This is a genomic window from Streptomyces niger (genome assembly GCF_000718305.1).
In the GTDB taxonomy this organism is placed as follows: Bacteria; Actinomycetota; Actinomycetes; order Streptomycetales; family Streptomycetaceae; genus Streptomyces; species Streptomyces niger.
The window spans coordinates 328,159-349,870 of record NZ_JOFQ01000004.1; the positions used below are offsets into that span (position 1 = coordinate 328,159).

At 69.1% G+C, this 21,712-nt stretch carries 18 protein-coding genes and 4 tRNA genes; 5 read left to right on the forward strand and 17 right to left on the reverse strand.

Features of this window, described 5'->3' with window-relative positions:
• Window positions 1–41: 41 nt before the first annotated feature.
• The 9 genes from IF20_RS10350 to IF20_RS10395 form a co-directional block, all read right to left on the reverse strand.
• Entirely contained in the window at window positions 42–3,941 is a 3,900-nt protein-coding gene (locus IF20_RS10350; protein ID WP_052864776.1) for a DNA-directed RNA polymerase subunit beta', read from the reverse strand.
• Between the two features lie 96 nt (window positions 3,942–4,037).
• Complete coding sequence (gene rpoB, locus IF20_RS10355) at window positions 4,038–7,520, reverse strand: DNA-directed RNA polymerase subunit beta (protein ID WP_052864777.1); 3,483 nt, start codon at window positions 7,518–7,520, stop codon at window positions 4,038–4,040.
• A 615-nt stretch (window positions 7,521–8,135) separates the two neighbouring features.
• On the reverse strand, window positions 8,136–8,522 hold the full coding sequence (gene rplL, locus IF20_RS10365; protein WP_030262775.1) for a 50S ribosomal protein L7/L12: 387 nt from the start codon (window positions 8,520–8,522) through the stop codon (window positions 8,136–8,138).
• 125 nt (window positions 8,523–8,647) lie between these two features.
• Window positions 8,648–9,175 (reverse strand): 50S ribosomal protein L10, encoded by a 528-nt coding sequence (rplJ, locus tag IF20_RS10370; RefSeq protein ID WP_052864779.1) that lies wholly within the window; start codon window positions 9,173–9,175, stop codon window positions 8,648–8,650.
• 413 nt (window positions 9,176–9,588) lie between these two features.
• Window positions 9,589–10,311, reverse strand: coding sequence for a 50S ribosomal protein L1 (rplA, locus tag IF20_RS10375; RefSeq protein ID WP_052864780.1), 723 nt, complete (start codon window positions 10,309–10,311; stop codon window positions 9,589–9,591).
• Window positions 10,312–10,442: 131 nt separating this feature from the next.
• Window positions 10,443–10,877, reverse strand: a complete 435-nt coding sequence (gene rplK, locus IF20_RS10380; RefSeq protein WP_030262765.1) for a 50S ribosomal protein L11 — start codon at window positions 10,875–10,877, stop codon at window positions 10,443–10,445.
• 169 nt (window positions 10,878–11,046) lie between these two features.
• Window positions 11,047–11,916: a transcription termination/antitermination protein NusG gene (gene nusG / locus IF20_RS10385; protein ID WP_052864781.1), complete on the reverse strand. Its 870-nt coding sequence runs from the start codon at window positions 11,914–11,916 to the stop codon at window positions 11,047–11,049.
• Window positions 11,917–11,989: 73 nt separating this feature from the next.
• Entirely contained in the window at window positions 11,990–12,292 is a 303-nt protein-coding gene (secE, locus tag IF20_RS10390; RefSeq protein WP_052864782.1) for a preprotein translocase subunit SecE, read from the reverse strand.
• Window positions 12,293–12,403: 111 nt separating this feature from the next.
• Window positions 12,404–12,476 (reverse strand) — tRNA-Trp (locus IF20_RS10395).
• A gap of 183 nt (window positions 12,477–12,659) precedes the next feature.
• On the opposite strand from IF20_RS10395, the gene IF20_RS10400 reads away from it, so the two are divergent.
• Both IF20_RS10400 and IF20_RS10405 read left to right on the forward strand, forming a co-directional pair.
• On the forward strand, window positions 12,660–13,919 hold the full coding sequence (locus tag IF20_RS10400; RefSeq protein WP_052864783.1) for a pyridoxal phosphate-dependent aminotransferase: 1,260 nt from the start codon (window positions 12,660–12,662) through the stop codon (window positions 13,917–13,919).
• 142 nt (window positions 13,920–14,061) lie between these two features.
• On the forward strand, window positions 14,062–15,081 hold the full coding sequence (locus tag IF20_RS10405) for an adenosine deaminase (protein WP_052864784.1): 1,020 nt from the start codon (window positions 14,062–14,064) through the stop codon (window positions 15,079–15,081).
• A gap of 33 nt (window positions 15,082–15,114) precedes the next feature.
• Here IF20_RS10405 and IF20_RS10410 read toward each other — a convergent pair whose 3' ends face one another.
• The gene (locus IF20_RS10410; protein ID WP_052864785.1) at window positions 15,115–15,756 is read right to left on the reverse strand and encodes a TetR/AcrR family transcriptional regulator; all 642 of its coding nucleotides are present in this window, start codon (window positions 15,754–15,756) and stop codon (window positions 15,115–15,117) included.
• Between the two features lie 66 nt (window positions 15,757–15,822).
• Between IF20_RS10410 and IF20_RS10415 the strand changes: the two genes are divergently transcribed.
• Window positions 15,823–16,461, forward strand: a complete 639-nt coding sequence (locus IF20_RS10415) for an NAD(P)-dependent oxidoreductase (RefSeq protein WP_052864786.1) — start codon at window positions 15,823–15,825, stop codon at window positions 16,459–16,461.
• A gap of 122 nt (window positions 16,462–16,583) precedes the next feature.
• Here the strand turns inward: IF20_RS10415 and IF20_RS10420 are convergent, their stop codons facing one another.
• From IF20_RS10420 to IF20_RS10445, 6 genes are all read right to left on the reverse strand, one after another.
• Window positions 16,584–17,639, reverse strand: a complete 1,056-nt coding sequence (locus tag IF20_RS10420; protein WP_052864787.1) for a UDP-N-acetylmuramate dehydrogenase — start codon at window positions 17,637–17,639, stop codon at window positions 16,584–16,586.
• 87 nt (window positions 17,640–17,726) lie between these two features.
• Entirely contained in the window at window positions 17,727–18,161 is a 435-nt protein-coding gene (locus IF20_RS10425) for a MaoC family dehydratase (RefSeq protein WP_052864788.1), read from the reverse strand.
• A gap of 5 nt (window positions 18,162–18,166) precedes the next feature.
• Window positions 18,167–18,622, reverse strand: coding sequence for a MaoC family dehydratase N-terminal domain-containing protein (locus IF20_RS10430; protein WP_052864789.1), 456 nt, complete (start codon window positions 18,620–18,622; stop codon window positions 18,167–18,169).
• Between the two features lie 100 nt (window positions 18,623–18,722).
• On the reverse strand, window positions 18,723–18,887 hold the full coding sequence (rpmG, locus tag IF20_RS10435) for a 50S ribosomal protein L33 (RefSeq protein ID WP_003956487.1): 165 nt from the start codon (window positions 18,885–18,887) through the stop codon (window positions 18,723–18,725).
• Window positions 18,888–18,975: 88 nt separating this feature from the next.
• A tRNA-Met gene (locus IF20_RS10440) sits at window positions 18,976–19,048 on the reverse strand.
• Between the two features lie 46 nt (window positions 19,049–19,094).
• Window positions 19,095–19,167, reverse strand: a tRNA-Thr gene (locus IF20_RS10445).
• A gap of 172 nt (window positions 19,168–19,339) precedes the next feature.
• Here IF20_RS10445 and IF20_RS10450 point away from each other — a divergent pair.
• Entirely contained in the window at window positions 19,340–20,599 is a 1,260-nt protein-coding gene (locus tag IF20_RS10450; RefSeq protein WP_052864790.1) for an amidohydrolase family protein, read from the forward strand.
• A 244-nt stretch (window positions 20,600–20,843) separates the two neighbouring features.
• Complete coding sequence (locus IF20_RS10455) at window positions 20,844–21,506, forward strand: NAD(P)H-binding protein (protein ID WP_052864917.1); 663 nt, start codon at window positions 20,844–20,846, stop codon at window positions 21,504–21,506.
• A 110-nt stretch (window positions 21,507–21,616) separates the two neighbouring features.
• On the opposite strand, the gene IF20_RS10460 is transcribed toward IF20_RS10455, so the two are convergent.
• A tRNA-Tyr gene (locus tag IF20_RS10460) sits at window positions 21,617–21,698 on the reverse strand.
• Window positions 21,699–21,712: the final 14 nt, after the last annotated feature.

Here is a 21,712-nt window from a genome sequence, read left to right on the forward strand (position 1 = left end):
TTTATGTTGTGCCTCGCGTGCCGGCCGCCGCCGGCCACCGCTTACTGGTTGTACGGACCGTAGTCGTAGTCCTCCAGCGGGACGGCCTGGCCGGAGCCGGTGCCGAACGGCGAGTAGTCGATGTCGTCGTAGCCGACGGCCGAGTACATCGCGGCCTTGGCCTCCTCGGTCGGCTCGACCCGGATGTTGCGGTAACGGGACAGGCCCGTACCAGCCGGGATGAGCTTACCGATGATGACGTTCTCCTTGAGGCCGATGAGGCTGTCGGACTTGGCGTTGATCGCCGCGTCCGTCAGGACTCGGGTCGTCTCCTGGAAGGAGGCGGCCGACAGCCAGGACTCCGTCGCCAGCGAGGCCTTGGTGATACCCATCAGCTGCGGACGGCCGGAGGCCGGGTGGCCGCCTTCCTGGACCACGCGACGGTTCTCGTGCTCGAACTTCGAGCGCTCCACCAGCTCGCCCGGCAGCAGCTCGGCGTCGCCGGACTCGATGATCGTCACGCGGCGCAGCATCTGCCGGATGATGATCTCGATGTGCTTGTCGTGGATCGCCACGCCCTGGCTGTTGTAGACCTTCTGGACCTCGCCGACCAGGTGGACCTGGACCGCACGCTGGCCGAGGATGCGCAGCACGTCGTGCGGGTTGATCGCACCGACGGTCAGCGGCTGGCCGACCGTGACGTGGTCACCCTCGCTCACCAGCAGGCGGGCACGCTTGGAGACGCCGTAGGACGTCTCGTCGCTGCCGTCGTCCGGCGTGACGATGACCTTCTTGGTCTTCTCGGTCTCCTCGATCCGCACGCGGCCGGCGGCCTCGGAGATCGGGGCGACACCCTTGGGCGTACGGGCCTCGAAGAGCTCGACGACTCGCGGCAGACCCAGGGTGATGTCGTCACCCGCCACACCACCGGTGTGGAAGGTACGCATCGTCAGCTGAGTACCGGGCTCACCGATGGACTGGGCGGCGATGATGCCGACGGCCTCACCGATGTCGACCAGCTTGCCGGTGGCCAGCGAGCGGCCGTAGCAGAAGGCACAGGTGCCGACCGCGGACTCACAGGTCAGGACCGAGCGGGTCTTGACCTCCTCGACGCCGTGCGCGACCAGCTGGTCGATGAGCACGTCACCGAGGTCCACGTTCGCCGAGGCGATGACCTTGCCGTCGACGACGACGTCCTCGGCGAGCATCCGGGCGTACACGCTGGACTCGACGTCGTCCGCCTTGCGCAGCACGCCGGTGGCGTCCTTGCTGGCGATCCGCAGCTTGAGGCCGCGCTCGGTGCCGCAGTCCTCCTCGCGGATGATGACGTCCTGCGAGACGTCCACGAGACGACGGGTGAGGTAACCCGAGTCGGCGGTACGGAGGGCGGTGTCCGCGAGACCCTTACGGGCACCGTGGGTGGAGATGAAGTACTCCAGCACGGAGAGACCCTCACGGAACGACGCCTTAATGGGTCGCGGGATGGTCTCGTTCTTCGCGTTCGACACCAGACCACGCATACCGGCGATCTGCCGCATCTGCATCATGTTTCCTCGGGCACCCGAGTCAACCATCATGAAGATGGGGTTCGTCTTGGGGAAGTTCTCGTTCATCGCCTCGGCGACCTCGTTGGTCGCCTTGGTCCAGATGTTGATGAGCTCCTGCGTGCGCTCGTCCTTGGTGATCAGACCGCGCTCGTACTGCTTCTGGACCTTCTCGTCCTGGGCCTCGTAGCCCGCGACGATCTCCTTCTTGGCCTCCGGCACGACGATGTCGGAGACGGCGACGGTGACGCCGGAGCGGGTGGCCCAGTGGAAGCCGGCCGCCTTCAGGTTGTCCAGCGTCTGCGCGACGATGACCTTCGGGTAGCGCTCGGCCAGGTCGTTGACGATCGCGGAGAGCTGCTTCTTGCCCACCGAGTAGTCGACGAACGGGTAGTCCTCGGGCAGCAGCTCGTTGAAGAGCGCGCGGCCCAGGGTCGTACGCAGCCGGAAGCTGTCACCCTGCTGCCACTCGGGCTCGCCCTCCTCCGGAGCCGGCGGGGTCCAGCCGCGGGGCGGGACGGTGCCGATCGGGAAGCGGATGTCGACCTTCGCCTGGAGCGAGAGCTCCTTGGCGTCGAACGCCATGATCGCCTCGGCGACCGAGCCGAACGCGCGGCCCTCACCGATGACCTTGCGCTCCTCCTCGTCGGTGGTGAGGAAGAACAGGCCCAGCACCATGTCCTGGGTCGGCATGGTGACCGGACGGCCGTCGGCCGGCTTGAGGATGTTGTTCGAGGACAGCATCAGGATGCGGGCCTCGGCCTGCGCCTCAGCGGACAGCGGCAGGTGCACGGCCATCTGGTCACCGTCGAAGTCCGCGTTGAACGCGGTGCAGACGAGCGGGTGAATCTGAATGGCCTTGCCCTCGACCAGCTGCGGCTCGAAGGCCTGGATGCCGAGGCGGTGCAGGGTGGGCGCACGGTTCAGCAGAACCGGGTGCTCGGCGATGACCTCTTCGAGGACGTCGTACACGACCGTGCGGCCGCGCTCGACCATCCGCTTCGCCGACTTGATGTTCTGCGCGTGGTTCAGGTCGACCAGGCGCTTCATCACGAACGGCTTGAAGAGCTCCAGCGCCATGGCCTTCGGCAGACCGCACTGGTGCAGCTTGAGCTGCGGGCCGACGACGATGACGGAACGCGCGGAGTAGTCCACACGCTTACCGAGCAGGTTCTGACGGAACCGGCCCTGCTTACCCTTCAGCATGTCGCTGAGGGACTTCAGCGGGCGGTTACCGGGACCGGTGACCGGGCGACCGCGGCGGCCGTTGTCGAACAGCGCGTCGACGGCCTCCTGCAGCATCCGCTTCTCGTTGTTCACGATGATCTCGGGGGCACCGAGGTCGAGAAGACGCTTGAGGCGGTTGTTGCGGTTGATCACACGGCGGTACAGGTCGTTCAGGTCGGAGGTCGCGAAGCGGCCACCGTCCAGCTGCACCATCGGACGCAGGTCCGGCGGGATGACCGGGATGCAGTCCAGCACCATGCCCTTGGGGCTGTTGCTGGTCTGCAGGAACGCGGAGACGACCTTCAGGCGCTTGAGCGCACGGGTCTTCTTCTGGCCCTTGCCGGTACGGATGATCTCGCGGAGGCGCTCGGCCTCCTCCTCCAGGTCGAAGGTCTCCAGGCGCTTCTGCAGCGAAGCGGCACCCATGGAGCCGTCGAAGTACGTGCCGAAGCGGTCACGCAGCTCGCGGTAGAGGAGCTCGTCGCCCTCCAGGTCCTGGACCTTGAGGTTCTTGAAGCGGTTCCAGACCTCGTCCAGGCGGTCGATCTCGCGCTGCGCGCGGTCGCGCAGCTGCTTCATCTCACGCTCGGCACCCTCGCGCACCTTGCGGCGCACGTCGGCCTTGGCGCCCTCGGCCTCCAGCTCGGCGAGGTCGGTCTCCAGCTTCTTGGCGCGGGCCTCGAGGTCCGCGTCGCGGCGCTGCTCGATCTGCTGGCGCTCGACGGAGACGTGCGCCTCCAGCGAGGGCAGGTCGCGCGTGCGGCGCTCCTCGTCCACCCACGTGATCATGTAGGCGGCGAAGTAGATGACCTTCTCGAGGTCCTTCGGAGCCAGGTCGAGCAGGTAGCCCAGCCGGCTCGGGACGCCCTTGAAGTACCAGATGTGGGTGACGGGAGCGGCCAGCTCGATGTGGCCCATCCGCTCACGGCGCACCTTGGCGCGAGTGACCTCGACGCCGCAGCGCTCGCAGATGATGCCCTTGAAGCGGACGCGCTTGTACTTACCGCAGTAGCACTCCCAGTCCCGGGTGGGGCCGAAGATCTTCTCGCAGAAGAGGCCGTCCTTCTCGGGCTTGAGGGTGCGGTAGTTGATGGTCTCCGGCTTCTTGACCTCGCCGTGGGACCACTGACGGATGTCGTCAGCGGTGGCAAGGCCGATCCGCAGCTCGTCGAAGAAGTTGACGTCGAGCACTGTCGTCAATCCCTCTTTCAGGGTCGAGTCTCAATCATGGTCTGAGGGGGTCCGGGGTGGGGCCGGGACCTCACGGGGAGGTCCCGGCCAGACCCGTCAGACCTCTTCGACGCTGCTCGGCTCGCGCCGGGACAGGTCGATACCGAGCTCCTCCGCCGCGCGGAAGACGTCCTCGTCGGTGTCGCGCATCTCGATGGACATGCCGTCCGAGGACAGCACCTCCACGTTCAGGCACAGCGACTGCATTTCCTTGATGAGCACCTTGAAGGACTCGGGAATGCCGGGCTCGGGGATGTTCTCGCCCTTGACGATGGCCTCGTAGACCTTCACGCGGCCGGTCACGTCGTCGGACTTGATCGTCAGCAGCTCCTGGAGGGCGTACGCGGCGCCGTATGCCTCCAGCGCCCACACCTCCATCTCACCGAAGCGCTGGCCACCGAACTGGGCCTTACCACCCAGCGGCTGCTGGGTGATCATCGAGTACGGACCGGTCGAGCGGGCGTGGAGCTTGTCGTCGACCAGGTGGTGGAGCTTGAGGATGTACATGTACCCGACCGAGATCGGGTCCGGGAACGGCTCGCCGGAGCGGCCGTCGAAGAGCTGGGCCTTGCCCGAGCTCTTGACCATGCGCTCGCCGTCGCGGTTGGGGAGCGTCGAGTCGAAGAGACCCTCCAGCTCGTCCTGGCGCGCGCCGTCGAAGACCGGCGTGGCGACGTTGGTCCGCGGTGCGACGTCGTCGGCGCCGATGGCCTGCAGTCGCTGCTGCCACTCCTCGGAGCCCTCGACCTTCCAGCCCTGGCTGGCGAGCCAGCCGAGGTGGATCTCCAGGACCTGTCCCGGGTTCATTCGGGACGGGACACCCAGCGGGTTCAGGATGATGTCAACCGGGGTGCCGTCCTCCAGGAACGGCATGTCCTCGACCGGCAGGATCTTCGAGATGACGCCCTTGTTGCCGTGGCGGCCGGCGAGCTTGTCACCGTCGGTGATCTTGCGCTTCTGCGCCACGTACACGCGGACCAGCTGGTTCACGCCCGGGGGCAGCTCGTCGCCCTCCTCGCGGTCGAAGACGCGCACGCCGATGACCTTGCCGGTCTCGCCGTGCGGCACCTTCAGCGAGGTGTCACGGACCTCACGGGCCTTCTCACCGAAGATCGCGCGGAGCAGGCGCTCCTCCGGGGTCAGCTCGGTCTCACCCTTGGGCGTGACCTTGCCGACCAGGATGTCGCCGGCGACGACCTCGGCACCGATGCGGATGATGCCGCGCTCGTCGAGGTCGGCGAGGACCTCCTCGGAGACGTTCGGGATGTCCCGGGTGATCTCCTCGGGGCCCAGCTTGGTGTCACGGGCGTCGACCTCGTGCTCCTCGATGTGGATCGAGGAGAGGACGTCGTCCTGCACGAGGCGCTGCGACAGGATGATCGCGTCCTCGTAGTTGTGACCCTCCCACGGCATGAACGCCACGAGCAGGTTCTTGCCGAGCGCCATCTCGCCCTCGTCCGTGGACGGACCGTCGGCGAGGACCTGGCCCTCGATGACCCGCGCGCCCTCGTCCACGACGACCTTCTGGTTGAAGGAGGTGCCCTGGTTGGAGCGGGTGAACTTGGCGACGCGGTACGTGGTGTACGTGCCGTCGTCGTTGGCGACGGTGATGTAGTCCGCGGAGACCTCCTGGACCACACCGTCCTTCTCGGCCTTGATGACGTCGCCGGCGTCGACCGCGCAGCGGTACTCCATGCCGGTACCGACCAGCGGGGCCTCGGCCTTGATGAGCGGCACGGCCTGGCGCATCATGTTCGAGCCCATGAGCGCGCGGTTCGCGTCGTCGTGCTCCAGGAACGGAATCATGGCGGTCGCGGCCGACACCATCTGGCGCGGCGAGACGTCCATGAAGTCGACCTCGTCGACGGTGACCAGGTCGGCCTCGCCGCCACGGCGGCGGACCAGGACACGCTGCTCGGCGAAGCGCATGTCCTCCGTCAGCGGCGCGTTCGCCTGGGCGATGATGAAGCGGTCTTCCTCATCGGCCGTGAGGTACTTGACCTCTTCGGTGACCTGGCCGTCGACGACCTTGCGGTACGGGGTCTCGATGAAGCCGAAGACGTTGACCCGGCCGTACGACGCGAGCGAGCCGATCAGACCGATGTTCGGGCCTTCAGGGGTCTCGATCGGGCACATGCGGCCGTAGTGCGAGGGGTGCACGTCACGGACGTCCAGGCCGGCCCGCTCACGGGAGAGACCACCCGGGCCCAGCGCCGAGAGACGGCGCTTGTGGGTCAGACCCGACAGCGGGTTGGTCTGGTCCATGAACTGGGACAGCTGGCTGGTGCCGAAGAACTCCTTGATGGAGGCGACGACCGGCCGGATGTTGATCAGGGTCTGCGGCGTGATCGCCTCGACGTCCTGGGTGGTCATGCGCTCACGCACGACGCGCTCCATACGGGCGAGACCCGTACGGACCTGGTTCTGGATCAGCTCGCCGACGTTGCGCAGGCGGCGGTTGCCGAAGTGGTCGATGTCGTCGGTCTCGACGACGATCTCCGTGCCGTTCTCGCCGATCGTCTCGGTCTCACCGGCGTGCAGCTTCACCAGGTACTTGATCGTGGCGATGATGTCGTCGGTGGTGAGAACGCCGGCGTCCAGCGGCTCGTCGCCGCCGAGCTTCTTGTTGACCTTGTAGCGACCGACCTTCGCGAGGTCGTAGCGCTTCGGGTTGAAGTAGAGGTTCTCCAGCAGCGTCTGCGCGGCCTCACGCGTCGGCGGCTCGCCCGGGCGCAGCTTGCGGTAGATGTCGAGCAGCGCGTCGTCCTGGCCCTGGGTGTGGTCCTTCTCCAGGGTGGCGCGCATCGACTCGTACTCGCCGAACTCCTCCAGGATCTGCTCGGTCGTCCAACCGAGGGCCTTGAGGAGGACGGTCACCGACTGCTTGCGCTTGCGGTCGATGCGCACGCCGACCATGTCGCGCTTGTCGATCTCCATCTCCAGCCAGGCACCCCGGGACGGGATGATCTTGGCGGAGAAGATGTCCTTGTCGGACGTCTTGTCGATCTGGCTGTCGAAGTAGACGCCCGGCGAGCGGACCAGCTGCGAGACGACGACACGCTCGGTGCCGTTGATGCAGAAGGTGCCCTTGTTGGTCATGAGCGGGAAGTCGCCCATGAAGACCGTCTGGGACTTGATCTCGCCGGTCTCGTTGTTGGTGAACTCAGCGGTGACGAAGAGCGGGGCCGCGTACGTGAAGTCGCGCTCCTTGCACTCGTCGATGGAGTTCTTCGGGGGCTCGAAGCGGTGGTCGCGGAACGTCAGCGACATCGACCCGGAGAAGTCCTCGATCGGGGAGATCTCTTCGAAGATCTCCTCCAGACCGGACTTGGTGGGGACGTCCTGACCGGACTCCAGCGCAGCCTCGACGCGACCCTTCCATGCGGCATTGCCGAGCAGCCAGTCGAAGCTTTCGGTCTGCAGCGCAAGGAGGTTCGGAACCCCGAGGGGCTCCTTGATCTTCGCAAAAGAGATGCGCAGCGGGGCGGTGCTGTCGCCGTTGTTCGTATTGGCAGTCGAGGCGTTGCGCGAGGCGGCCAAGAGGGGGTCCTTCCGAGGGCTCGGACTCACTACGCGCGTACCGGTCCCACGTCCGCACATCGGACAAGAAATCCCTGGTCAGGGAGGTCTGGACCGCAGTGCTGAGATGTGGGTATGCCCCTGGTGACGGGCAGGGAGCAGCTAACAGGCAGCGCAAAGGGTCAGTGTAGCCACTCGGCACACTGATGTCCAGCCCGGGTTTTCGGAGACCGGCTCTGCACCCAATCTCTCCTCCGGAAGGTGACTCCCTCTAAGAGGGATACCCCTCGTTGTAGTTCTTCACGCTCAGCGCCTGCTGCATACCGTGCGCCCCGTGGCGCACATCGATACTGCCCTCTTCGTCGGCGATCCATGCCTCGGACTCCGGATCGCTTCCGACGTCGCGTCCCTGAGAATTGCGCGCCGCGTGCTGTTCGTCAAGGCCCCCCACCCCTGCGAGATCGTCACGGGACACACGGGCCGGACAACGAAGATCACCATACTCGCACGCGAGTGCGCGGCAACCCGGCAAGGACATCGGAACGCCGAAGGGCGACCACCCGCATGGGTGATCGCCCTTGGCAGGGACCCGGAGGACCCGGGGCCCGGAGGTTTTCAGTCAGCGACTGACAGAGGTCACTTGACCTCGACGGAGGCGCCGGCGCCCTCGAGGGCCTCCTTGGCCTTGTCAGCGGCGTCCTTGGCGACCTTCTCGAGGACCGGCTTCGGGGTGCCGTCGACGAGGTCCTTGGCCTCCTTCAGACCCAGGGAGGTCAGCTCACGCACGACCTTGATGACCTGGATCTTCTTGTCGCCCGCACCGGTGAGGATGACGTCGAACTCGTCCTGCTCCTCAGCGGCCTCGGCGGCCGGGGCACCCGGGGCGCCGGCGGCGGCAACGGCGACCGGGGCGGCAGCCTCGACGTCGAACTTCTCCTCGAAGGCCTTCACGAACTCGGAGAGCTCGATGAGGGTCATCTCCTCGAACTGCGCGAGCAGGTCTTCCTGGCTGAGCTTCGCCATGGTGGCGGTCCTTCCACTAAATCGGCTGGTGCCGGATGTACATGTCGGCGGGCGTACGTTTGGCCCGCTGTGGCCTCCCCGCGCTCAGGCGGACCTGAGCAGGGGCTGCCAATGTGCGAGCCGAATTACTCGGCACCGCCCTGCTCGGCCTTGCTGCGAAGCGCGTCCGCGGTGCGGGCGAACTTCGTGAGCGGGGCCTGGAAGGTCGCCGCGGCCTTGGCCATGGACGCCTTCATGCCACCCGCCAGCTTGGCGAGCAGAACCTCGCGGGACTCGAGGTCCGCAAGCTTCTTGATGTCGTCAGCGGAGAGTGCCTTCCCTTCGAAGACACCGCCCTTGATGACGAGGTTCTGGTTCTCCTTGGCGAAGTCACGAAGACCCTTCGCCGCCTCGACCGGGTCACCGGTGACGAAGGCGACGGCCGTCGAGCCCACGAGGTGCTCGTCCAGCACGGAGATCCCGGCCTCCTGGGCCGCGATCTTGGTCAGCGTGTTCTTCACCACACGGTACTGAGCGTTGTCACCGAGCGAACGACGCAGCTGCTTGAGCTGCGCGACAGACAGTCCGGTGTACGCGGTGACGACAGCGGCGTTGGAGTTGCGGAACTTGTCCGTGATCTCCGCGACAGCGTCGACCTTGTCAGGACTTGCCATGAGCCTCGGCCTCCTTCCGGGTGATGAGGACCGCGCAGAAGGGGCTGGGCAAAACAAACGCCCCGGCGCAGGCGCACGGGGCGGACTCGACCGGAGACATACGTCCCCGGGAGAACTTCCTCGATCACCTGCGCAGGCCGTCCGCAGCTAGCGGATCCTTCGGCCACCGCACACCCGGATGGGCGCACAGAGACAACCAGCGGTCTTTGGCTTCTCCGTCACGGTACGCGAACGGCCTAGGCCATGGCAAATCGCCTCCACAGGGCCGTACCGCCGCGGGCCCGACTCCCGGGCCGCCGGCGGCTCGCAGGCCGCCCACGGCCCGTACAGCGGCCGTACGAACGGGTCGGGCCCCGCACCTGAGGAACAGGTGCGGGGCCCGGCTCACGCAGTACGCGCGGCTGTCGTCAGGCTCAGACGGCGGCCGGGTCCTCCTCGACGAGGAGGTTGCGGGTGCGGTTCGCGTCCACCGGAACGCCGGGGCCCATCGTGGTGGTGATGGTGGCCTTCTTGATGTAGCGGCCCTTGGCGGCGGACGGCTTGAGGCGGTTGATCTCCTCGAGCGCCGCGGCGTAGTTCTCCACCAGCTTGGCGTCGTCGAAGGACACCTTGCCGATGATGAAGTGGAGGTTCGCGTGCTTGTCCACGCGGAACTCGATCTTGCCGCCCTTGATGTCGGTGACAGCCTTGGCGACATCCGGGGTGACGGTGCCGGTCTTCGGGTTCGGCATCAGACCACGGGGACCGAGCACGCGGCCGAGGCGGCCGACCTTGCCCATGAGGTCCGGGGTGGCGACGACGGCGTCGAAGTCCAGGCGGCCCTTGGAGACCTCGTCGATGAGCTCGTCCGCGCCGACGATGTCGGCGCCGGCGGCTTCCGCGGCCGCAGCACGGTCGCCGGTCGCGAAGACCAGGACCCGGGCGGTCTTACCGGTGCCGTGCGGGAGGTTCACGGTGCCACGGACCATCTGGTCGGCCTTGCGCGGGTCGACACCCAGACGCATGGCGACCTCGACGGTCGCGTCGAACTTGACGGACGAGGTGTCCTTGGCGAGACGGACGGCCTCGAGGGGGGCGTACAGACGCTCCCGGTCGATCTTCGCGTCCGCGTTGCGAAGAGTCTTGCTGCGCTTCACTGCTGCTCCTGAATGCAGTTACGCCATGCGGCTCGTGCCGCGTGGCAGATGGAGTGGTGGTCCGGGCCAGCGCCTGGCCCTTCCACGCGGTGCCAGTCCGCGGCTCGCGCCGCGTGACCTGCGAGGCTGGATCAGCCCTCGACCGTGATGCCCATGGAACGGGCGGTGCCGGCGATGATCTTCGACGCGGCGTCCAGGTCGTTGGCGTTGAGGTCGGGCATCTTGGTGGTGGCGATCTCGCGGACCTGGTCGGCCGTGATCTTGGCGACCTTGGTCTTGTGCGGCTCGCCGGAGCCCTTCTCCACGCCCGCGGCCTTCAGGATCATCTTGGAGGCCGGCGGGGTCTTCGTGATGAAGGTGAAGGAACGGTCCTCGTAGACCGTGATCTCCACCGGGATGACCCAACCGCGCTGCGACTCGGTCGCTGCGTTGTAGGCCTTGCAGAACTCCATGATGTTGACGCCGTGCTGACCCAGCGCGGGGCCGACCGGCGGGGCCGGGTTCGCGGCACCGGCCTGGATCTGGAGCTTGATGAGCCCCGTGACCTTCTTCTTCTTGGGAGGCATTGCTCTCTCCGGGTCCTAGTGAGAGTTTCCAGCCGACCACCCGGTCATCCGGATGGAGGCATACCGCACAACGATAACGGGTATAGAGGTGCGGCTAAAAACCGAGCAGGTCAGGACGGTCGCGAGGACCAGCCTGACCTGCTCGGAAGCGGTTGTTCCAGGAGAACCGTCAGTTCTTCTGGATCTGGTCGAAGCTCAGCTCGACCGGGGTCTCGCGGCCGAAGATCTCGACGAGGCCCTTGACCTTCTTCGAGTCGGCGTTGATCTCGTTGATCGTGGCCTGCAGCGTGGCGAACGGGCCGTCGGTGACGGTGACCGAGTCGCCCACCTCGAAGTCCAGGACCTGGACCTCGACCTTGCGCTGCGGCGCCGGCTTGCCCTCGGCCTCGGCGGCCTCCTTGGCGGCCTTCTCCTCGGCCTCCGGGGCGAGCATCTTGACGATCTCGTCGAGCGTCAGCGGGTACGGGTCGTAGGCGTTGCCGACGAAGCCGGTGACACCCGGGGTGTTGCGGACGACGCCCCAGGACTCGTTCGTCAGGTCCATGCGCACGAGCACGTAGCCCGGGAGCTTGTTCTGACGGACGTTCTTCCGCTCGCCGTTCTTGATCTGGACGATCTCTTCCTCGGGGACCTCGGCCTGGTAGATGAAGTCCTCGACGTTGAGCGAGACGGCGCGCTGCTCCAGGTTGGCCTTCACGCGCTTCTCGTAGCCCGCGTAGGTGTGGATGACGTACCACTCGCCGGGCAGGCCGCGCAGCTCGTCGCGGAGCGCCGCGATCGGGTCGACGGGCTCCTCGTCCTCCTCCTCGGCGACCTCGGCGGCCTCGTCGGCCTCATCGGCCTCGGCGTGCACGGCCGCTTCTTCGGCGGACTCGCCGGCGGCAGCGTCCTCCGCGTCGAGCTCGTCGACGGCGTCGGCGCCCTCGACGATCTCCTGCGGGGTGTCGTCGCCCTCGACCTCGGCCGTAGCCGCCGCGTCGACGTCGGCCGCTGCCGCAGCGACGGGCTCGGCGGGCTCGTTCAGGTTCGGGTCAGACACTGTGGCTGCTTCTTCCTGGCTTCAAGGGGTTGAACATGCGAACGGGCGCCCGCTTCAGGCGCCCATCGCGGGATCAGGCGAAGACGTAATCGACGACTTCTTTGATTCCCAAGTCAATCACGGTTACGAGACCGATGACGATGACTACGAAGACGATCACCACGGTGGTGTACGTCGAAAGCTGGTTTCGCGTCGGCCAGACGACCTTGCGGAGCTCAGCGATGATCTGCCGGTAGAACAGTGCGAGCCGGGCGAGCGGGCCCTTCTTGCCGCGCTTGCCGCCACGGCGGGGCTTCTTCTTCGACTTCGACTCGGTCGCGTCGTCGTCGGAACGGCCACGCTCAGGCATGTCGATGGAGCCCAGGGCGTCCGTCACTCGTCCTCACCTGAATCCGGGTCGTGGCCGTGCCGCGCCCGGTAGAGCCCGCACGGCGGTGCATTGCCTTACGTACGCGTGCACGCACCCTGCTGAATCAAGTGCGTGTAGCAGGGCCGGAGGGACTTGAACCCCCAACCGCTGGTTTTGGAGACCAGTGCTCTACCAATTGAGCTACGACCCTTTGTGGTTCCCCCAACCTACAGCATGCGACCGACGCAGGGTGTGCGCGGTCGATGACGACCCGTTGGGGAGCCAACGGTGGTCGAGTGTACGTGGTCGGCGGCCGGGCGTCGAACGGGAACCTCCGGCGCGGCCGGCACAAACCCCCGTGCCGGGTGCCCGGCCGGTCTGCGACGATGCAGGTATGAGTGCTGCTACTCCACCCGCACAGTCCCCTACCGAGCGTCGCGTGTCGGCCCGTGTCGGCGCGATCTCCGAGTCCGCCACGCTGGCCGTGGACGCCAAGGCCAAGGCCCTGAAGGCCGCCGGGCGTCCGGTGATCGGCTTCGGCGCCGGTGAGCCCGACTTCCCGACCCCCGACTACATCGTCGAGGCCGCCGTCGAGGCCTGCCGCAACCCCAAGTTCCACCGCTACACGCCGGCCGGCGGCCTCCCGGAGCTGAAGTCCGCGATCGCCGCGAAGACGCTGCGCGACTCGGGGTACGAGGTCGAGGCCGCCAACATCCTGGTGACCAACGGTGGCAAGCAGGCCATCTACGAGGCGTTCGCCGCGATCCTCGACCCGGGTGACGAGGTCATCGTCCCGGCCCCGTACTGGACCACCTACCCCGAGTCGATCCAGCTCGCGGGCGGCGTCCCGGTGCCGGTCGTGGCCGACGAGACCACCGGCTACCGCGTGAGCGTGGAGCAGCTGGAGGCGGCCCGCACGGAGAACACCAAGGTCGTGCTCTTCGTGTCGCCCTCCAACCCGACCGGTGCGGTCTACAGCCGCGAGCAGGTCGAGGCGATCGGCCGCTGGGCCGCCGAGCACGGCCTGTGGGTCATGACGGACGAGATCTACGAGCACCTCGTGTACGGCGACGCGGCCGCGCGCGCCAGCGCTGATGGCAGCAGCTCCTCGCTGCCGGTCGTCGTCCCGGAGCTGCGCGAGAAGTGCATCGTCGTCAACGGCGTCGCCAAGACGTACGCGATGACCGGCTGGCGGGTGGGCTGGGTCATCGGCCCGAAGGACGTCATCAAGGCCGCGACCAACCTGCAGTCGCACGCCACGTCGAACGTCTCCAACGTCGCCCAGGCCGCCGCCATCGCGGCCGTCTCCGGCGACCTGAAGGCCGTCGACGAGATGAAGGTCGCCTTCGACCGCCGCCGCAAGAAGATCGTGCAGATGCTGAACGAGATCGACGGCATCGTGTGCCCGGAGCCCGAGGGCGCGTTCTACGCGTACCCGTCGGTGAAGGGCCTGCTCGGCAAGGAGATCCGCGGCAAGCGCCCGCAGACCTCCGTGGAGCTGGCCGAGGTCATCCTGGAGGAGGCCGAGGTCGCGGTCGTCCCGGGCGAGGCCTTCGGTACGCCGGGCTACCTGCGCCTCTCGTACGCGCTGGGCGACGAGGACCTCGTCGAGGGCGTGTCGCGCATCCAGAAGCTGCTCGCCGAGGCGAAGTGAGACGACCTCCGGATTTTCGGAGGTGACGGGTGAGGCGGCGGGTCCCGGAAGTTGTCCGGGACCCGCCGTTCGTCTGTTCACGGAACCGTCCATTCGGGGAGGGGCCTACCGGATCGGCGGTTGTGTGCGGCAAGATCCTGGAATGGAGCGTGTCCGAGATCTCCGTCTGCTGCCCAAGGCCCACCTGCATCTGCACTTCACCGGCTCGATGCGGTCCTCGACCCTGCTGGAGCTCGCCGAGAAGTACGGCGTCCACCTGCCGGAGGCGCTGAGCGGCGGCGAGCCGCCGAAGCTCCGGGCGACCGATGAGCGCGGCTGGTTCAGATTCCAGCGGCTGTACGACATCGCCCGGTCCTGCCTGAGATCGCCCGAGGACATCCAGCGGCTGGTGCGCGAGGCGGCCGAGGAGGACGTCCGCGACGGCTCCCGCTGGCTGGAGATCCAGGTCGACCCCACCTCGTACGCGCCACGGCTGGGCGGGCTGATCCCGGCGCTGGAGATCATCCTCGACGCCGTGGCGACGGCCTCCCGCGAGACCGGGCTCGGGATGCGCGTGCTCGTCGCGGCGAACCGCATGAAGCACCCCCTGGACGCCCGTACGCTGGCCCGTCTCGCGGTGCGCTACGCCGATCACGGGGTGGTGGGTTTCGGCCTCTCCAACGACGAACGGCGGGGGTTCGCGCGCGACTTCGACCGGGCGTTCGCGATCGCCCGGGACGGCGGGCTGCTGGCGGCGCCGCACGGCGGCGAGCTGTCGGGCCCGGCGAGCGTCCGGGACTGCCTGGACGACCTGCACGCCGGCCGGGTCGGGCACGGCGTACGGGCGGCGGAGGACCCGTACCTGGTGAAGCGGCTCGCGGACTCCGGGGTGACCTGCGAGGTGTGCCCTGCCTCGAACGTGGCGCTGGGCGTGTACGAGAAGCCCGAGGACGTGCCCCTGCGCATGCTCTTCGACACCGGGGTGCCGATGGCTCTCGGGGCGGACGACCCGCTGCTCTTCGGGGCGCGGCTGGCGGCGCAGTACGAGATCGCCCGCGAGCACCACGCCTTCTCGGACGCCGAACTGGCCGAGCTGGCCCGGCAGTCGGTACGCGGCTCGCGCGCGCCACTGGAGGAGCAGCAGCGGATACTGGCGGACATCGACGGCTGGCTGGCGTCCTGACCGCCCCGGCCTCCGCGCGCGTCCCGCGGGGCCTCAGGCGATGCCGCTGAGCACCGTACGGGCCGTCTCCGCCGCGAAGTCCGCCGCGCCCCCGACTCCCCCGGACTCCCCGGCTCCCCCGACTCCTCCGGCTCCCCCGGACTCCTCTGTCGCCGCGAAGGCCGCGAGGAAGACCCGCTGGAAGCAGGCGCCGAGCAGCAGCGCCGCGGCGGACTCGGGGTCGGCGTCGGGACGGATGCGGCCGCGGTCCCGTTCGCGGCGCAGGTAGCGGGCGAGCTGGTCGAGCGGCTGGCGGGGGCCCGTACCGAGCTGCGCCAGGCCCTCCCGGTGCCGCTGCAGCAGCGCGGGCTCGGCGAAGAGCGAGCCGGCGATCGGCAGGGTCTGCGTATACAGGTCCAGCGCCCGGCGCGCGACGGCCGTCAGGCACTCCTCGACGGAGCGCTCCCCCGGGTCGGCGGTGAGCTCGTCCAGGAGCGGGCCGACGCTCGGCAGCCGCTCCTGAAGCACCCGTACGAAGATCTCCTCCTTGCTCGCGAAGTGCTTGTAGAGCGCGGCCTCGGAGCAGCCGGCGGCGCGGGCGATCTGCTTGGTCGTGGTGCGCGCGAGGCCGGCGGTACGCAGCAGTTCGTGGGCCGCGTCGAGGATCCGGACCGGCGTTGACTTCTGGGTGGGCATTCACTCACCCTAAAGGTGAGTGAGCACTCACCCACCTCGATCACGACCACCCTCAGGAGGCACGTCATGGCGCTCCGGCTCACGGTCTTCGGCGCGACCGGCGGTATCGGACAGGAGATCGTCAAGCAGGGCCTGGCGGCGGGCCACGAGGTGACGGCGGTGGTGCGCGACCCCGCGCGGCTGACGGCCTCGGGACCCGGCCTGGAGGTGTTCCGCGCCGATCTCACAGATCCCGGGACGCTGCGCCCTGCGGTGGCGGGGCGTGACGTGGTGCTGTCGGGGCTGGGCGCGCGCTCCCGTAAGGAGGCCGGGGTCGCCACCCGGGTGACCGTCCCCGTCCTGCGCGCCATGGAGGCGGAGCGGGTACGGCGCCTCCTGGTGGTGAGCGCGGCGCCCGTGGGCCCGGTCCCGGAGGGCGAGCCGTTCCTCGACCGGGCGGTGCGGGCGGTGATCAGCACGGTCCTGAAGGACATCTACGCCGATCTCGGCGCGCTGGAGGCGGAGCTGGCCCGCTCCGCGACGGACTGGACGGCCGTGCGCCCGCCGAAGCTCACCGACGGGCCGCTGACCGGCACGTACCGCACGGCCGTCGGCGGGACGCCGCGCAGCGGCCGGACGATCTCCCGCGCCGACGTGGCCCACGCGATGCTCGCGCTGGCCATGGATGCGGCGACGGTGCGGCGGGGCGTGGGCGTGGCCTACTAGGGGCCGAGTGAGCCGGCCTAAGTTAAGGGCCGAGAGGGCGCGGCCTACCAAGGGGGCGAGTGAGCGGGCCCAAGTAAGGGGCCGAGAGGGCGCGGCCTATCAGGCGCAGCGCGCCGCGCGCCTCAGAGGCCGACGCCCACCATCACGGGCTCGTTGACCAGGGTCACGCCGAAGGCCGCGTGCACGCCGTCGCGCACCTCGCGCGCCAGGGCGAGCAGGTCCTCCGTCGTCGCCGCTCCCCGGTTGGTGAGCGCGAGCGTGTGCTTGGTGGAGATGCGGGCCGGCCCGTCGCCGAATCCCTTGGTGAAGCCGGCCTTGTCGATCACCCAGGCGGCCGAGGTCTTCGTCCGCCCGTCGCCGGTGGGGAAGGCGGGCGGCATGACGTCCTCGCCGAGACGTGCGTGCACCTTGGCGACGAACTCCTGGTACTCCTCGGCCGTGAGGATCGGGTTGGTGAAGAAGGAGCCCGCCGACCAGGTGTCGTGGTCCTCGGGGTCCAGGACCATGCCCTTGCCGGCGCGCAGCTTGAGCACCGTCTCACGGGCGGTCGCCGCGGGCACCCGGTCCCCCGCCTCGACGCCCAGCACGCGGGCGGTCTCGGGGTACTTGATGGGCGCGGACAGCCCGCCGGCGTCCTCCAGGGCGAAGCGGACGCGCAGCACGACGTACCGCTCGGGGTGCTCCTTGAAGCGGCTGTGCCGGTACGAGAAGTCGCACTCGGCGTTCGTCAGCGTCACCGTCTTGTCCGCCTGGCGGTCGAACGCGATCACTTCGGTGATGGTGGACGACACTTCCTGACCGTAAGCGCCCACGTTCTGGATGGGCGTGGCGCCCGCCGAACCGGGGATGCCGGCCAGGCACTCGACGCCCGCCAGGCCCGCCTCGACCGTACGGGCCACGGCCTCGGACCAGTTCTCGCCGGCGGCGAGCGTCAGGTCCGTGCCGGTCAGCTCGAAGCCGCGGGTCGCGATGCGCAGCGCCGTGCCCTCGAAGCCCTTGTCGCCGATGATCAGATTCGATCCGCCGCCGATCAGCAGCAGCGGCGTGCCGGTCGCGTCCGCCTCGCGGACGACCGCGATCACCTCGTCGTCGGTCGTGGCCGTGACGAGCCGCGCGGCGGGGCCGCCGAGCCGAAAGGTGGTCAGGGGGGCGAGGGGGGCGTCGTGAAGTTCCTGCACCCCTCAAGAGTACGGGGGCGCCCCCGGCACCGGCCGGGAGCGCCCCCTGCACCCCGTGCGTCTCGGGCGAGCCGCACGAGTGGCGCGTCAGGCGAGCCGGACGACCGCCCGCGACATGCCCAGCACCTTCTGCCCGGCGCTGGTGGCCGTCAGGTCCACCCGTACGGTCCGCGCGTCGTCGTCGAGCTTCGCCGCGACCTTCCCGGAGACCTCGATCACCGCGCCCTGGTCGTCGTTCGGCACGACCACCGGCTTGGTGAAGCGCACGCCGTACTCGGCCACCGCCGCCGGGTCGCCCGTCCAGTCCGTGATCACGCGGGCCGCCTCGGCCATGGTGAACATGCCGTGCGCGATGACGTCCGGGAGGCCCACCTCCTTGGCGAACTTCTCGTTCCAGTGGATCGGGTTGAAGTCGCCGGACGCGCCCGCGTACCGGACGAGAGTGGCGCGTGTCACGGGGAAGGACTGCGCCGGCAGCTCCGTGCCGACCTCGACGTCGTCGTAAGAGATCTTCGCCGTCATCGCCCTCAGGCCTCCTCGTCGGCCGCGCGGGCCACCAGCTTCGTGACGGCCGTCACCACGTGCTCGCCGGCCTCGTCGTACACCTCGCCGCGGACGTCGAGAATGTCGTTGCCCGCGAGCGACTTGATCGTCTCGATGGTGGAGGTGACGGTCAGCCGGTCACCGGCGCGCACCGGACGGGTGTACGTGAATTTCTGGTCGCCGTGCACCACCCGGCTGTAATCCAGGCCCAGCTGCGGGTCCTCGACCACCTGGCCCGCGGCCTGGAAAGTGATGGCGAACACAAAAGTCGGCGGCGCGATCACATCGGGGTGGCCGAGCGCCTTGGCGGCTTCGGTGTCCGTGTAGACCGGGTTCGCGTCACCGATCGCCTCGGCGAATTCCCGGATCTTCTCGCGGCCCACTTCGTACGGCGCGGTGGGCGGATACGTCCGTCCGACAAAGGACTGGTCGAGCGCCATGGCTCGCAACCTCCTGGGGTGTCACGCAGGCTCCAACGCTACGAGGCCGCCCCCGGTGTGGGGGCGGCCTCGTAGTTACTGCTTCAGGGCAGTGCCTTTGTTAGCGCGTCTCGCGGTGCGCGGTGTGCGAGTTGCAACGCGGGCAGTGCTTCTTCATCTCAAGACGGTCCGGGTTGTTACGCCGGTTCTTCTTGGTGATGTAGTTCCGCTCCTTGCACTCCACGCAGGCCAGCGTGATCTTCGGGCGGACGTCGGTGGCAGCCACGTGAGTGCTCCTTGACGAACAAGTTGGACGGATTAACGCATAAAGAGTAGCCGATCGGAGGACCGACCCCACAATCGGCTACTGTGTGTAGCGGTGACCGGACTTGAACCGGTGACACAGCGATTATGAGCCGCTTGCTCTACCGACTGAGCTACACCGCTGTGATGCGAGTGGGACTCACCCGAAGGTGAGTACCTCACACACCAGAGCCCCAATACGGAATCGAACCGTAGACCTTCTCCTTACCATGGAGACGCTCTGCCGACTGAGCTATTGGGGCGAGCGATGAAGACATTACACGGCCGACAGCCAAACGTGAAATCCGAATCGACTCGGCGCCCCAACTGCCACGTGCACCACACCGGTACGACTATTCCGCGCCTGCTCGAACGCGCCCGTACCGCGCCCTAGGCTCGGACCACGCTGCGTGATCTTGCACCCCTAGGAGCGCGATGGCCGACAGCAGTCAGCAGCCGAATCCGGGAAAGCCGCACGGGGCCGGCCGGTCCGAGCGGCCCGAAGCGGGCTCCCTGATGCTGTGCGGCGCACGGCTGGCCGACGGCCGGACGGTGGACGTACGGCTCGGCGGCGGACGCATCGAGGCCGTCGGCACCGCGGGCCGGCTCGACGCCCGGGGCCACCGCATCGACCTGCAGGGCTATCTGCTGCTGCCGGCCCCGGCCGAGCCGCACGCGCACTGCGACACGGCGCTGACCGCCGACTGTCCGGGGCCCGCCTCCGACGACCCGGACGACGTGCAGCGCCGCACCACGGAGTCGGCACTGCTGCACCTCGGGCACGGCGCGACGGCGCTGCGGACCCACGTACGGATCGGTGACGTCTCCGGGCTGCGCTCGCTGGCGGCCGTCCTGCAGGCCCGCCGAACGCTGCACGGCCTCGTCGACCTCACCGCCGTGGCCGTGCCGCGGCTGCTGACCGGTGCCGCGGGCGCGGACGGGCCGGCGATGCTGCGGGACGCGCTGAAGATGGGCGCCACCGTCGTCGGCGGCTGCCCCGACCTGGACCCCGACCCGGCGGGCTACGTGGAGACGGTCCTGGGCCTGGCCGCCGAGCACGGCTGCGCCGTCGACCTGCACACCGACGGTGACGACCCGGCCCGGCTGGGGCGGCTGGCCGCGATGGCCGGCGGGCTGCGGCCCGGCGTGGCGATCGGGCCGTGCGCGGGGCTGGGCCGGATGCCGTGGCGGGTGGCCGCGCGCGCCGCCGAGCAGCTGGCGGCGGCCGGGGTCACGGTCGTCTGCCTGCCGCAGGGCGACTGCGCGGGCCTGGAGCGGCCGTCCTCCCAGGTGACGGGCCCGGCGCCGGTACGGCTGCTGCGGGCGGCCGGAGTACGCGTCACGGCGGGCAGCGGCGCGCTCCGGGACGCGGCGAATCCGGTCGGCCGGGGCGACCCGCTGGAAGCGGCGTACCTGCTCGCTGCGCGCGGCGAGGCGACCCCCGAGGGCGCGTACGACACGGTGAGCGCGGCGGCACGGGAGACGCTGGGCCTGCCGGAGGTGCGCGTGGAGGCGGGCTTCCCCGCCGAGCTGCTGGCCCTGCGCGGCCACAGCATCGCGGCGGCGCTGTCCCTGGCGTACAGCCGGATCGTGGTCCACCGGGGACGGGTGGTGGCCCGTACGAGCGCGGTCCGCGAGTACTGCGACTCCGAAGCGACGGTGGCACTGGAGCTGCCACGCCAGTCACAGCGCTGAGAACGGCCGTACGGCGGTGCGGGGCCGGTGAGCTCAGGCTTGCGGCCGCGTACGGCACGTGAGGAGGCCGGTGAGGCTTCGGGGGGGGACGGCCGTACGGCTCGCGAGGGCGTTGGCGGTCGCGGGGTGTTCGGCCATGTCCCACGGGCGCGCTGTGCGCCGGATGGCGTGGAACGCGCGCGTCCGACGGCGTGTGCGGGGCTGTGGCGCCCGGTCCGTCGCGTGCGGGCGTACGGTCGGGATCATGCGCATTGTCATCGCAGGAGGACATGGTCAGATCGCGCTGCGGCTGGAGCGACTGCTCGCCGCACGCGGGGACGAGGTCGCGGGCATCATCCGGCGGCCCGAACAGGCCGGGGATCTCCTGGCCGCCGGCGCCGAACCGGTCGTGTGCGACCTGGAGGCGGCCTCGGTCGACGAGGTCGCGCGCCATCTGGAGGGCGCGGACGCCGCGGTCTTCGCGGCCGGCGCGGGGCCAGGCAGCGGCGAGGACCGCAAGGAGACCGTGGACCGCGGCGCCGCCACGCTCTTCGCGAACGCGGCCGAGGCCGTCGGCGTGCGGCGGTTCCTGGTGATCTCGGCCATGGGCGCGGACCGGGAACCGCCGGCGGGCACGGACCCGGTGTTCGCCGCCTACCTGCGCGCGAAGGGCGCGGCGGACGCGGACGTACGGGCCAGGACGACCCTGGACTGGACGATCCTGCGCCCGGGGCGGCTGACGGACGACCCGGGCACCGGCTCGGTGCGGCTGGCCGAGTCCACGGGCCGGGGCGACGTCACCCGGGACGACGTGGCGGCGGTGCTCGCGGCCCTGCTGGCCGAGCCGGCGACGGCCGGCCGGACGCTGGAGCTGATCGGCGGCGACACCCCGGTCGAGGACGCCGTACGGAACGCGGCACAGGCCTGAGAACCGGCACCCTCGGCGGGCAGCCGCCGAGGGCCCACGGCCGCGCCCTGCAGGGGAGAGCTGGAAACACGAAGAGGCCCCCACTCTCGTGGGGGCCTCTCGCTCTCCTGTGGCGGCGCCAGGATTCGAACCTGGGAAGGCTGAGCCGGCAGATTTACAGTCTGCTCCCTTTGGCCGCTCGGGCACACCGCCTGGGATTGCTGCCG

What these genes read in the sequence shown, in the direction of transcription:
- rplL (WP_030262775.1), bottom strand. Translation starts at nt 8,522, where the DNA reads ATGGCGAAGCTCAGCCAGGAAGACCTGCTCGCGCAGTTCGAGGAGATG.
- rplJ (WP_052864779.1), bottom strand. Translation starts at nt 9,175, where the DNA reads ATGGCAAGTCCTGACAAGGTCGACGCTGTCGCGGAGATCACGGACAAG.
- rplK (WP_030262765.1), bottom strand. Translation starts at nt 10,877, where the DNA reads ATGCCTCCCAAGAAGAAGAAGGTCACGGGGCTCATCAAGCTCCAGATC.
- IF20_RS10400 (WP_052864783.1), top strand. Translation starts at nt 12,660, where the DNA reads ATGAGTGCTGCTACTCCACCCGCACAGTCCCCTACCGAGCGTCGCGTG.
- IF20_RS10405 (WP_052864784.1), top strand. Translation starts at nt 14,062, where the DNA reads ATGGAGCGTGTCCGAGATCTCCGTCTGCTGCCCAAGGCCCACCTGCAT.
- IF20_RS10410 (WP_052864785.1), bottom strand. Translation starts at nt 15,756, where the DNA reads ATGCCCACCCAGAAGTCAACGCCGGTCCGGATCCTCGACGCGGCCCAC.
- IF20_RS10415 (WP_052864786.1), top strand. Translation starts at nt 15,823, where the DNA reads ATGGCGCTCCGGCTCACGGTCTTCGGCGCGACCGGCGGTATCGGACAG.
- IF20_RS10425 (WP_052864788.1), bottom strand. Translation starts at nt 18,161, where the DNA reads ATGACGGCGAAGATCTCTTACGACGACGTCGAGGTCGGCACGGAGCTG.
- IF20_RS10430 (WP_052864789.1), bottom strand. Translation starts at nt 18,622, where the DNA reads ATGGCGCTCGACCAGTCCTTTGTCGGACGGACGTATCCGCCCACCGCG.
- IF20_RS10450 (WP_052864790.1), top strand. Translation starts at nt 19,340, where the DNA reads ATGGCCGACAGCAGTCAGCAGCCGAATCCGGGAAAGCCGCACGGGGCC.
- IF20_RS10455 (WP_052864917.1), top strand. Translation starts at nt 20,844, where the DNA reads ATGCGCATTGTCATCGCAGGAGGACATGGTCAGATCGCGCTGCGGCTG.